General features: G+C 40.2%; 12 protein-coding genes. 2 read left to right on the forward strand and 10 right to left on the reverse strand.

All coding sequences use genetic code 11. From position 1 onward, the window contains the following. Positions 1-70: 70 nt before the first annotated feature. Genes CRI88_RS22525 through CRI88_RS14990 form a run of 3 tightly spaced genes read right to left on the reverse strand, consistent with a single transcriptional unit; the run spans position 71 to position 2,396 of the window. Positions 71-688 (reverse strand): hypothetical protein, encoded by a 618-nt coding sequence (locus CRI88_RS22525; protein ID WP_180957813.1) that lies wholly within the window; start codon positions 686-688, stop codon positions 71-73. Between the two features lie 55 nt (positions 689-743). Next, positions 744-1,760 (reverse strand): inorganic phosphate transporter, encoded by a 1,017-nt coding sequence (locus CRI88_RS14985; protein WP_101966794.1) that lies wholly within the window; start codon positions 1,758-1,760, stop codon positions 744-746. Between the two features lie 15 nt (positions 1,761-1,775). Next, the gene (locus CRI88_RS14990) at positions 1,776-2,396 is read right to left on the reverse strand and encodes a DUF47 domain-containing protein (protein ID WP_004229078.1); all 621 of its coding nucleotides are present in this window, start codon (positions 2,394-2,396) and stop codon (positions 1,776-1,778) included. Positions 2,397-2,924: 528 nt separating this feature from the next. On the opposite strand from CRI88_RS14990, the gene nhaC reads away from it, so the two are divergent. Then, positions 2,925-4,307, forward strand: a complete 1,383-nt coding sequence (nhaC, locus tag CRI88_RS14995; RefSeq protein ID WP_101966795.1) for a Na+/H+ antiporter NhaC — start codon at positions 2,925-2,927, stop codon at positions 4,305-4,307. 50 nt (positions 4,308-4,357) lie between these two features. Here nhaC and CRI88_RS15000 read toward each other — a convergent pair whose 3' ends face one another. Beyond that, positions 4,358-4,798 (reverse strand): PH domain-containing protein, encoded by a 441-nt coding sequence (locus CRI88_RS15000; RefSeq protein WP_089932432.1) that lies wholly within the window; start codon positions 4,796-4,798, stop codon positions 4,358-4,360. Positions 4,799-5,055: 257 nt separating this feature from the next. Beyond that, positions 5,056-5,790: an urease accessory protein UreH domain-containing protein gene (locus tag CRI88_RS15005; RefSeq protein ID WP_101966796.1), complete on the reverse strand. Its 735-nt coding sequence runs from the start codon at positions 5,788-5,790 to the stop codon at positions 5,056-5,058. Positions 5,791-6,017: 227 nt separating this feature from the next. Between CRI88_RS15005 and CRI88_RS15010 the strand changes: the two genes are divergently transcribed. Beyond that, positions 6,018-6,785 (forward strand): sporulation protein, encoded by a 768-nt coding sequence (locus tag CRI88_RS15010; RefSeq protein ID WP_036117212.1) that lies wholly within the window; start codon positions 6,018-6,020, stop codon positions 6,783-6,785. A 302-nt stretch (positions 6,786-7,087) separates the two neighbouring features. On the opposite strand, the gene ptsP is transcribed toward CRI88_RS15010, so the two are convergent. The 5 genes from ptsP to nagA all read right to left on the reverse strand — a co-directional run bounded on the left by ptsP (position 7,088) and on the right by nagA (position 11,723). Further along, the gene (gene ptsP, locus CRI88_RS15015) at positions 7,088-8,800 is read right to left on the reverse strand and encodes a phosphoenolpyruvate--protein phosphotransferase (RefSeq protein WP_089932436.1); all 1,713 of its coding nucleotides are present in this window, start codon (positions 8,798-8,800) and stop codon (positions 7,088-7,090) included. Continuing rightward, positions 8,797-9,063 (reverse strand): HPr family phosphocarrier protein, encoded by a 267-nt coding sequence (locus CRI88_RS15020; protein ID WP_036117208.1) that lies wholly within the window; start codon positions 9,061-9,063, stop codon positions 8,797-8,799. Before CRI88_RS15020 ends, ptsP begins: the two co-directional genes overlap by 4 nt. Beyond that, entirely contained in the window at positions 9,063-9,764 is a 702-nt protein-coding gene (locus tag CRI88_RS15025; protein ID WP_058843732.1) for a glucosamine-6-phosphate deaminase, read from the reverse strand. Before CRI88_RS15025 ends, CRI88_RS15020 begins: the two co-directional genes overlap by 1 nt. Positions 9,765-9,788: 24 nt before the next feature. Next, positions 9,789-10,499 carry a sugar isomerase domain-containing protein gene (locus tag CRI88_RS15030; protein ID WP_101966797.1) on the reverse strand — a complete coding sequence of 237 codons (711 nt, stop codon included), beginning with the start codon at positions 10,497-10,499 and terminating at the stop codon, positions 9,789-9,791. Positions 10,500-10,571: 72 nt separating this feature from the next. Then, on the reverse strand, positions 10,572-11,723 hold the full coding sequence (nagA, locus tag CRI88_RS15035; RefSeq protein ID WP_101966846.1) for an N-acetylglucosamine-6-phosphate deacetylase: 1,152 nt from the start codon (positions 11,721-11,723) through the stop codon (positions 10,572-10,574). Positions 11,724-11,798 lie beyond the last annotated feature (75 nt).

Consider the following 11,798-nt stretch of genomic DNA (forward strand, 5'->3'; position numbering starts at 1 on the left):
TCCTCCTGTTTCCACCTTACTATGGAAAAAGTGATTTTCTCCGAAGTTTATACTTTCTTTATAATTAACCTTAGAGGGAATCCGCTCCTCGCACAAGTAGGAGTGTTCCCAACATTCTACTAGGTGTAACCTTTACTTTGCGCGTTGTCTCCACCGCTATGTTCAGGCTATCCTCTACTTTGAGCATTCTATCCTCCACTTTGCTCTTCCTATCCACTTCCTCTCCGCTATCCTCCACTTTAAGCGTTGTATCCACTACTTTCCTCGCTCTATCCTCCACTTTAAGCGTTGTATCCACTACTTTTCTCGTTCTATCCTCCACTTTGCTCTTCCTATCCACCTCCTCTTCTCTATCCTGCTTTCTTCTCTCGCTATCCTCCACTTTAAGCGTTGTATCCACCGCTTTTCTCGTTCTATCCTCCACTTTGCTCTTCCTATCCACTTCCTCTTCTCTATCCTGCTTTCTTCTCTCACTATCCTCCACTTTAAGCGTTGTATCCACCGCTTTTCTCGTTCTATCCACCACTTTAAGCGTTCTATCCTCCACTTTGCTCTTCCTATCCACTTCCTCTTCTCTATCCTGCTTTTTGCTCTCGCTATCCTTCACTTTAAGCGTTCTATCCTCCACTTTGCTCTTCCTATCCTCTTCCTCTCCTTTATCCTGTTTCTTGCTCTCGCTATCCTTCACTTATCTACGCAAATAAAAAAAGAATGCACAATTGCTGTGCATTCCTCTTATCGTACTAGAAAAATAAACTTAAAAAATAGTAAATCAAGGCTGCCATAACGGCTGAGATTGGCATTGTGATGACCCAAGTTGTGACGATTTTGCGTGCCATGCCCCATTTAACGCCTTTGACGCGGTGCGCTGTTCCTACACCCATGATGGATGAAGAAATAACATGTGTTGTAGATACTGGTAAGTGGATCAACGTCGCACCAAAGATGATAGAAGCAGAAGCTAAATCTGCCGCTACTCCATTTACTGGGCGGATTTTCATAATCTTACCACCAACTGTTTTGATGATTTTATAGCCACCTACAGATGTACCAAGACCCATCGCTGTTGCTGCTACAAAACGTACCCAGAATGGGATATCGTCCCCATGGTGTAGGCCGCCCGCGATTAGAGCTAGTGTAATAATCCCCATCGCTTTTTGAGCATCATTTGTTCCGTGTGTAAAAGATTGTAAGGCAGCTGTCCCAATTTGCATGGTACGGAAGCCTTTATTTGTGCGATATAAATTCATATCTTTGAAGATAATCTTCAATATTGTCATCATTAGGAAACCAGCTGCGAATGCTAGCAATGGTGAAAAAATAAGTGCTTGAAGAATTTTAATAAACCCAGCATAGTTCAAAATATCAAATCCTGCAGCGGCAATGGCTGCACCTGCAACAGAACCAATTAATGTATGAGAAGAACTGGATGGAATCCCAAAGTACCATGTTAACAAGTTCCATGTGATGGCAGATAATAAAGCTGCTAAAATCACTACAGAACCTGTAATATCGCCGTCATAGGCATTTAAAGTAAACGGGTCCACAATATCCTTTGTTAATGCTTTCGCTACCCCAACGAAGGTAATGGCTCCGACGAAGTTCATTACCGCTGCCATGTAAACCGCAGTACGTGGCTTTAAGGCACGGGTTGATACAGAAGTGGCAATGGCATTTGCTGTATCATGGAAGCCGTTAATAAAATCGAACACAAGTGCGAAAATAACGACTAGTATGGTGATTAATAATATCGTATCCATTTCGTACACTCCATCTTACGCATTACGCATAATTATTGTTTCAATTGTATTAGCTACTGTTTGACAGCTATCGGCAATATCTTCAAATTGCTCATAAATATCCTTGAAAACAATCAGACGCATTGGATCTTTTTCTTGGATAAATAACTGTTTCATGGAAGAACGGAAAATTTCATCACATTCACGTTCATTATCTTTAATTTGAATAGCATGTTTACGCATTTCTACAAGCTTTTTACTATTTAACAGTTCCATGGCTTGTACCATTTCATCTGTGCTTTTTGCAATATATGTGAGGAATTGGCGCATTGGCTCAGTCACTTCCGTTAAGTTGTACATATTGAAGTGAGCAATACAGCCCTCCATTCCGTCAATCACATCATCTAGCTTATTCGCTAATGCTAAAATATCCTCACGCTCGATAGGCGTCATAAAAGATTTATTTAGCATCACAATAAGTTCATGAATTAGTTTATCGCCACTTGTTTCATATTGCTTCATTGTATCGGCAATTTCTTTTAACGCATCTATATCTTGAATGCGAGCATTATGTGCATAATAAATACCTTCATTCACGTTTTTTGCGATTTTTAATAATGACTGAAAAAATGGATCTTGCTTATTTGAGTTGAACATCCTGTTCCTCCTGTGAAATAAATATTGTCGATTTCTGAATCATCATAACAAAACATTTACACAATTCAACAAAATTTTAAACATGCAGATGTTGATTTTACAAAAATGTAATATAAATTTTGCCACATTTATTTTTAAGCTGTTTTTCAAGTTGCAAACGTTGGAAATCAAATATTAAAAATCACCGTTTTTTCTTTAAATATAACCGTTTTTTCTGTTATTTTTATAAAAATACTTGAAATAAACTTTTTTTCGCTTATTTGTTTATGATGTGAAATGTTAAGGAATTGTAAACGAAATTTACATGAAAATGCTGGAATTTCATTGTTATTTTTTGTATTTTATCGTACGCGCAAACGTATTCCTTCTTGTTATGCTCGTCCTTAGAGTTGCTTATACAATAAATGCATGAAAACATGTGGGCCTTCTGTTTTCAGTCAATTGACAAAAAATATTAGCGTGCTATAATACTTTTGGGCTTCACCGCATTGAAGCGCAGAAGTATTTATTCGTATTAGGAGGATTCACATGTTTCGAATAGAAGCAAAGAGTAACCCTCGATTTATAGAGGCATTCTTTATTATACTGTTAATTATTATCACAATGGCTTATAGTATTGGCTATTTAAAAGCAGCACCCCACATCCCGATTTTTTTAGTGATTGCCATTTTGCTGGCTTATGGGTTATGGAAGAAAGTATCTTTTCGTGACCTGGAAGGCGGTATGATTGCTGGTGCTAGTGCTGGACTTGGTGCCGTTTTTATTTTCTTCTTCATTGGTATTTTAATTTCGAGCTGGATTATGGGTGGAACGATCCCAACGCTCATCTACTATGGTTTTTTAACCGTTTCACCGAACTTTTTCTTTGCGATTGTTTTCCTTATATGTAGCATCGTCGGCATCTCTGTTGGGAGCTCGTTAACAACGGTGGCAACAGTTGGTGTGGCATTTATGGGCATTGCTGGTGCGATGGACATTTCATTAACGATCACGGCTGGAGCGATTGTTTCTGGTGCCTTCTTTGGTGATAAAATGTCTCCTTTATCGGATACAACCAATCTTGCTTCAGGTACGGTTGGGGTAGATCTTTTTGAGCATATTAAAAATATGGGCTGGACCACTATTCCTGCTTTCATCATTTCCTTTGTGCTGTACGCTATTTTATCGCCATCTGGTGCTTCAACATCGTTTGAGACCGTGGAGCTATTTAAAGAAGGACTACTGTCGACAGGATTGATTCATTGGTATACATTATTGCCAATTGTTGTCCTTGTAATCATGACCTTTTATAAAGCACCTGCTGTCATTACTTTGGCAGTCGTATCCATTATCGGTGTAGGTCTTTCCTATATGCTTGACCCGTTACCAGCTGCAGATGTTTTCATAATTCTCTTTGATGGCTATGTCTCTCAAACTGGTAATGAGGAAGTAGATGCCTTGCTAACACGTGGAGGCATGAATAGTATGCTCTTTACAATCGCGCTTGTCTTACTTGCTTTAACAATGGGTGGATTATTATTTACACTCGGGATTATTCAAAGTATTTTAGGGAAAGTTGAAAGCTTATTTAAAAGTGCTGGCTCCGTTATAACAGGTGCTGCGATTACGGGCATTGGTGTCAATACATTAATCGGTGAGCAGTATTTATCCATTCTGTTAACTGGTGAAGCCTTTAAAGCGCAATTTGCCAAGGTAGGTCTTGCGCCGAAAAACCTTTCTCGTGTCATGGAGGATGCTGGTACGGTCGTCAATCCGCTAGTCCCTTGGAGTGTTTGTGGTATTTTCATCACAAGTGTCCTCGGTATCTCCACACTGGATTATCTACCCTTCACCTTCTTGTGCTTACTAGGTCCCATTCTAACGATTATTTTTGGTTGGAGCGGCAAAACGTTAACAAAGCTTGATCAATAACAAAAGGTAGCTGATCAACACATCAGCTACCTTTTTTAACTTATCTAGCATTACTTGAAATGTTGGGCTTGTGGAATCTGTACATGGGGACATCGCTTTGTTAGCTCACTAAGAAATGCCCATTTATCCTGTGGCAACATCTTTACACTCCCTTGAGCTGGCGTTTGATAGAAAAGTTCTAATCCCTTATCAGCTGTAGAAATCTGATAACCCGTAAATTCGGCAGTTGTAGGAGCAATCTTTGTGATGCCTTGGTACGGGATTTTACTTTTAAATGGTCCACTTTTCACTAATAGATATTCTTCATCAAAAACAAACTGAATAGATGTGGCGTACCACCAGACGACGCTTGCTGAAAGAATAAAACACACAGACATAATCATGACCATTAAAGATGTTGCGAAGAGCCACAGTGCCATAGCCGCCATGAGCCAGACCATTAAGAAGCTCAATATAACCGGAACCTTGTTTACTTTTGCAGGATATACCATAACCATTCATCTCCCTTTCACTCAACCATCTTATTAGTAATTACCATGAAGAGACTAATCGGTATATTGCCAGCATCTGCATACGCTAAGATGATGACGTGATATGGTGAAAAACTAAATTTCGTTGCCAAATTGGGTATATGTTTAATCGAAAATCTAGCTCTGCAAAAATCGAGTATATTTAAGATGTCACTTTGGCACAGACGATTTACCTTATTGTTTCCAAGCAAAAACACTCGACTATGTTCTCTTTATCCTTATAATCCCCAATATGTAATCGTGTCTATCATGCCGACTAATAGTAATAATAAACCAGCAATCATTTGCATACTTCTCCCCATCTTCATGCTTGTCCGTACAATAAGACGTTTGGCATTAAAAACATATAGCAAGAGGAGCATGATTATAAGCGGTACAGCCGTTGCCACGCCAAAAATACTTGGTAGGATGAAGCCATAGGAAGTGCTTGCTACAATGGGCATGAGCCACACAAAGAACAAGACAAACATGGTCGGACAAAAGGCAATCGAAAAACTAGCCCCCATCAAAAAAGCACCCAAATTCCCTTCTTTTACTATAGGTGGTAATTTCGAGGACAAGCGTTGCAGAAAGGTGAATTTCACTAAACCGATTAGCACGAATCCTGTTAATAGCAGCATTGGTCCGATCGCCTGACGAAAGATTGGAAAATATAGCGTCATCTTCGTTTCAAACGATTGACCCAACAGCCAAGCTAGCAGTCCAAGCCCACTAAAAACAACCACTTTGCCCATCATAAAAAACATAATCTCCTGCCAAATACTGCTCCTATGAAGCGTTCGACTGCCATAAAACGTAATGGCACTCATATTCCCTGTTATTTGACATGGAGCAAGTGCACCTATCAAGCCAAGCAGAACGGCCATCATCCATGCAGAATGCTCATAGCCATGTAATAATTGCGTAATTGGCTCACTAATAAACTGACTAATGGTGGACATCACACTATACATTTCAACACCCTCTATCTTTCATCATTAGGAAGACCTACATTCATTTAGTATAAAAGCTAAATATGAATAATCGGTGCAGAAACCATTACTTACCTTAGTATTCTTACAAAAACAACCATTTAAAAATTTCATTTTCCAACTAGTATAGCGAAAAATTTGCCAGTCTTGAAACCTTTTTTCAACACGAGCGTATGTATAGCTAACCATGTCAGTAGGAGGAATGAAAGATGTCTTTTTTTCATAAAGCATTAGCAAGTTTTGGAATAGGTGCAGCAACAGTGGATACAAGATTGGCAAAGGATACTTATCGCGCTGGAGAGGTTATGCAGGGGGAAATCATCGTGCGTGGCGGTCAAATTGACCAACAAGTTGATGCTATTTATCTGTCAGTTAATACGACCTATATTCGCGAGTCCAATGATCATAAACATACAGAGGTTGCTGCTCTACAAAAAGTCAAAGTAACAGAGCCTTTCACACTGGCGGCTGGTGAAGAAAAGGCCTTTCCTATTTCGATAACACTGCCATTTGAAACACCGATTAGTGCTGGTAAAACACAGGTTTGGATTCAAACGGGCCTTGATATTAAAAATGCTGTCGATCCAAGTGATAAGGATTATATTCGTGTGGAGCCAACAACGCTTGCAGGGCATATATTGGATACAATTCAAGGCCTAGGTTTCCGTTTACGGGAAGCTGAATGCGAACAAGCCCCTTCCCGCTTCCGTGGCTACTATCCATTTGTACAGGAATTTGAATTTGTACCAACTGGACAATATAGAGGGCATTTAGATGAGCTGGAAATCGTTTTCCTCTCCCAGTCTAATCATTCAGCGGAAATTTTAATGCAAATTGATCGCAAGGTAAGAGGCATTGGTAGCTTTTTTGCAGAGGCATTAGATATGGATGAACGCTATGTCAGAACAACGATTACGATGCATGACCTACCGACACTGCAAGCTAAGCTTCAGCAAATCATTTCAAAACATGCATAATTCACTAAAAAAGTAGTTGAAGCTTATCTTCAGCTACTTTTTATTTAAATTCTATTTAGAATAGAACTATTATGAAAGGTAAAAATCTACTTATTTTATTGATGTTATGTCTAATCCTTTCTCGATTATTTTGGTAGCATGGTTGATTAGAGTGCAATATAACTTCTACGTGCTCACTGGAAAGGACCCTGGTGGAACGGAAATCGACCCCTAGCCTTGCTATAATGTTTTTTAATGTTATTTTTTAACAACATAAACCCATCTACCATAATTGTGTATAGGTAGATGGGTTTTGGTCTATCTTATTTCACAGCCTGCTTTACTTTTTCCAGCACTTCCTCGGCTGTTGCTAATTGGAGGGCTTGTGCTGCTAAAACTTGCATTTCTGTGGCAGATAATTGCTTCAGCAAGGAGCGTGTTTTTAAAATAGATGTAGCACTCATGGAGAATTCATCTAAGCCTAATCCTAGCAATAGTGGAACAGCAAACTCATCGCCTGCCATTTCACCACACATCCCTACCCATTTTTGTTCTTTATGGGCAGCTTCGATAACCATTTGAATTAAGCGTAAAATGGCTGGGTTATACGGTTGATATAAATAAGAAACCTTTTCATTCATACGATCCGCAGCCATTGTATATTGAATTAAATCATTGGTACCAATGGAGAAGAAATCCACTTCTTTCGCAAAGATGTCTGCCATTACTGCTGTGGCTGGAATTTCAACCATCATTCCGATTTCCATGTCTGAGCTTACAGCAATACCTGCCGCTACAAGCTTCTCTTTTTCTTCCAGCAAAATGGCTTTTGCTTCCCGAAATTCTTGGATGGTCGCAATCATTGGGAACATAATTTTTAAGTTACCATATACAGAAGCCCGTAATAAAGCGCGTAATTGTGTACGGAATAGCTCTTGTTGCTCTAAGCATAGACGAATAGCACGATGACCAAGAAATGGGTTCATTTCTTCTTGCAATGGCAAATATGGTAAGTGTTTGTCACCACCGATATCCAGTGTTCGAATAACTACTGGCTTACCCTTCATTCCTTCAATGACTGTTTTGTATGCGGTGAATTGTTCTTCCTCTGATGGCAAGTTTTCTCGACCCATATATAAAAACTCTGTACGATACAGGCCAATTCCTTCAGCACCATGACGCAGCACACCGTCCAAATCACTTGGTGATCCAATATTCGCAGCTAGTTCAACATGTACGCCATCCTTGGACACAGTTTGTTCGTTTACTAATGTAGACCACTCCGCCTGCTGTGTACGATAATGTTGTGCCTTTTCTTGATAATTAGCAATGACATCTGCTGTTGGATTTACAAGCACTTTACCAGATAAACCATCGACGATTAACCAATCGCCATCTTGAATCGTTGTCGTTGCCGTCCCTGCCCCTACGACTGCTGGAATTTCTAACGAGCGTGCCATGATGGCTGAATGGGATGTACGACCACCGATATCCGTAATAAAACCAAGGACATAATTACGGTCTAATTGGGCTGTCTCTGAAGGGGTCAAATCATTCGCAACAATAATCACCTGTTCGTTAATACTGCTTGGATTTGGAATATGTACATCGAGCAAATGTGCTAATATGCGGTTTGTCACATCTTTAATATCGGATGCACGCTCACTCATGTATTCGTTGTCCATACCTTCAAATAATGCCACAAACATAGACGATACTTCATGTAAGGCATACTCTGCGTTAACCGCCTCATCTGCAATTTTTTGATTGATCGGCCCAATTAATTCTGGATCATTCACCACTAATAAATGCGCCTCAAAAATCGCAGCCTCTTCAGCACTAAATTTTTTCAATGTTTGCTGTTGAATGACCACCAGCTCTTGCTCTGCTTTGGCAAGAGCGGCTGCTAAACGTTGTTGCTCAGCCTCGATATCTTGAACCGTTGTTTTCGTGAATGTTAAATCTGGTTGGACAAAACGATATGCTTTGGCAATGGCAATGCCGTCTGAAGCGGCAATACCAGTGAGTTGTGTCATTGTGCAAGCCCCATTTCTGTTATGAGTGTCGTTAAAGCTGTTAATGCTTGCTCTTCATCTTCCCCATCTACAACAAGTGTAAATTGTGAGCCTTGCTTCAAGGCTAATCCCATCACACCTAAAATGGATTTTAAATTAGCTGCTTTTTCTTCTGTACGCACTTCAATTGATGAAGTAAATGGTGTTGCTTTTGCCACAAGTTGGCTTGCTGGACGTGCATGAATTCCTAAAGGATCGACTACTGTAAATTGTTGTGTTTTCATTATATATTCTCCTCTTCTTGTAAGTCTGTCAAAATGATAACGTTTGGGTGTTTGGACAACACACTTGCTGGAACATCTTCTGTATAATCAGATGCCAGCATGCGCTCTAAAACCTCACGCTTAGTTTCTCCCACTGCGATTAACAAAATGCACTTTGCACGCATAATTGATTGAATCCCCATCGTGTAGGCCTGTGTCGGCACCTCATCAATGGATGAAAAGAAACGAGCATTGGCTTGACGAGTAGATTCTTCCAATGTGACAAGATGCGTCAAGGAAGCAAATGACGTGCCTGGTTCATTAAAGCCGATATGACCATTTTGACCAATCCCAAGCAATTGGAAGTCTAAGGGATACTGTTGCAGTAAGGCTTCATAGCGAGCTACCTCCACTAAAGGATCTGCTGCTAGACCATTTGGCAAATAGGATGCTCGAAATGGTTTTTGCTGAAATAAATGTTTGTTCATATAATAGGCATAGCTTTGCTCGTGAGTTGCCTCAAGCCCCACATATTCATCTAAATTAAAGCTAATGCAATGTGAAAAATCGAGATCTGTTTTGCAGATTTTAGCATATAACGGTTCCATTGTTCCACCAGTAGCCAATCCGAAAGTTGTCGCCCCATTATTTTTAGCTTCAACGATTGTTGCCACGGCTTGTGCATATAAATCATCAATTGAGGAAAATCTTTTTAATCTCACCGTTCATCCTCCTTCATTCGTGCCTTAAAAATGAATACGCTGACCATATTGATCAATGAGCGCATCGTTATTATTTTTACCTAGATTATTGCTACCAAACACTGGTATATTTGCACCCTGTTCATGCATTAGCTCAATAATTTGTGCGAATAAAGCATTTAATAATGTCGCACCTAAGACGGTGGACACAGGTGCATATTGCAACTTATTAACAGTTAACACACCATCCCCTAATGGAACATGCGTATTCAATACTTCATCGACCACATGCTCTAAACGCTTGCCTGATGGATGTCGTGATGGCTGTTGCTGATACTCCAGTGATTGCAGGGATATGGTGAAAGCACCCGCTTCCTTAGCGTAGATAGCCATATCAATTGGTGCTGGATTATTGGCAGATGTCGAAATGATGATACAAACATCGTGGTCATCAAACTGTAGCTGATCCTTATATGAGGCTAAAAATGCCTGTTTTTTTTCATTTTGCGAGGATTGCCGTGCACCCTGATGCAGCATTAACGATTCAATGTGTATCGGTTTAACAGGCACTAAGCCACCCGCTCTGTAATAACATTCCTGTGCTAATAACATGGAATGACCAGAGCCGAACAGTTGGATAATGCCTCCCTTTGTGAGACGTTCAACACTTTGCTGGGCAACATGTCTAATTTGTTCACTTTCCTGCTGTGCCACCATTGTTAAATATCGATTGACTTGTTGAAAATAGGTATTCATGTTCTATCACCTTTTCATTTCGATCGTTCCATGCTAGATGTTTGCATGCCTTCTGACGTTAACGGTCATCGCCTATTGCATGGCATCATATAAGACCTTGCCTGCCTTAATTGTTTGATAAAGCTTTAAATGTTCATCCATAATCACAGCATCTGCATCATAGCCTTGCACAAGCTGCCCTTTATTGGTTAATTTCAATTGCTGAGCAGCATTGAAGCTTGACATTTTCACAAGCTCCTCCATTGTACATTTCGTAATATGACGCATATTTCGTATAGCTTGATCCATTTTTAAAATACTACCCGCTAAAGCACCGTTTGATAAATGAGCGCCCGCTTCAGTCACATGAACCATTTGGCCGCCTAAATCATACGCTCCATATGGCATACCCTTTGCGCGCATCGCATCAGTAATTAATATAAGACCGTCTGCTCCCTTTAACCGATAGGCCATTTCCACTGCCCCTTCATGTATATGAATAAAATCAACAATGAGCTCAGCCTTGATGGCATCTAGCAACAAGACGCCACCAACGACACCTGGGTCACGATGATGGAATGGACGCATTTGATTGTATAAATGTGTCCCCTGTGAAGCACCTAATTGAACCGCTTCTTGCATTTGCTCAAATGTTGCATCTGAATGACCAATCGATACGATGACACCGCTTGCAGAAATGCTTTGCACTGCTGCCATGCCATTCATTTCCTCTGGTGCTAGCGTAATTTGCTTAATTTTATGGCCACTTAATTCCTGCCATTTTGTCCATATAGCCATATCAAGCGGGACAATATAGTCAAGAGGTTGTGCTCCCGCCCGCTCTTTTGAAACAAATGGTCCTTCAATATGAAGCCCCAATATTTCCGCCTCATCTGACTGTGGCTGGAACTGTGCCACATTGGCAATGGCCCGCTCAATTTTGTCATAGCTTTGTGTCATAGTTGTTGCTAAAAAGCTTGTCGTACCTTCTTTGAGTAACGATTGTGCCATTATATGAAGTCCCTCATCTGAGGCATCCATTGTATCCATTTGAGCGGACCCATGAATATGCATATCAATAAATCCAGGCAATAAAAATTTCCCTGAACCATCTAGCTGTTCCACATGATTGACATTGAGCTGTGTAGCAATTTGTGCAATTTTGCCATCCTTCATCCACACATCCACTTGCTCATCTCGACCATTTGCGTTGACCACTGTGATGTTCCGAATTATTAAACTCAAGAAAAACATCTCCTCTTCTTGAACAAGGGCTGTTGAAAAGGTGTCCATTTGCCATTTCCTATGTGTAGCTTTTGC

The sequence above is a fragment of the Lysinibacillus fusiformis genome (assembly GCF_002845985.1).
Lineage (GTDB): Bacteria > Bacillota > Bacilli > Bacillales_A > Planococcaceae > Lysinibacillus > Lysinibacillus fusiformis_D.

What these genes read in the sequence shown, in the direction of transcription:
- CRI88_RS14985 (WP_101966794.1), bottom strand. Translation starts at nt 1,760, where the DNA reads ATGGATACGATATTATTAATCACCATACTAGTCGTTATTTTCGCACTT.
- ptsP (WP_089932436.1), bottom strand. Translation starts at nt 8,800, where the DNA reads ATGACACAACTCACTGGTATTGCCGCTTCAGACGGCATTGCCATTGCC.
- CRI88_RS15030 (WP_101966797.1), bottom strand. Translation starts at nt 10,499, where the DNA reads ATGAATACCTATTTTCAACAAGTCAATCGATATTTAACAATGGTGGCA.
- CRI88_RS14990 (WP_004229078.1), bottom strand. Translation starts at nt 2,396, where the DNA reads ATGTTCAACTCAAATAAGCAAGATCCATTTTTTCAGTCATTATTAAAA.
- nhaC (WP_101966795.1), top strand. Translation starts at nt 2,925, where the DNA reads ATGTTTCGAATAGAAGCAAAGAGTAACCCTCGATTTATAGAGGCATTC.
- CRI88_RS15000 (WP_089932432.1), bottom strand. Translation starts at nt 4,798, where the DNA reads ATGGTATATCCTGCAAAAGTAAACAAGGTTCCGGTTATATTGAGCTTC.
- CRI88_RS15010 (WP_036117212.1), top strand. Translation starts at nt 6,018, where the DNA reads ATGTCTTTTTTTCATAAAGCATTAGCAAGTTTTGGAATAGGTGCAGCA.
- CRI88_RS15020 (WP_036117208.1), bottom strand. Translation starts at nt 9,063, where the DNA reads ATGAAAACACAACAATTTACAGTAGTCGATCCTTTAGGAATTCATGCA.
- CRI88_RS15005 (WP_101966796.1), bottom strand. Translation starts at nt 5,790, where the DNA reads ATGTATAGTGTGATGTCCACCATTAGTCAGTTTATTAGTGAGCCAATT.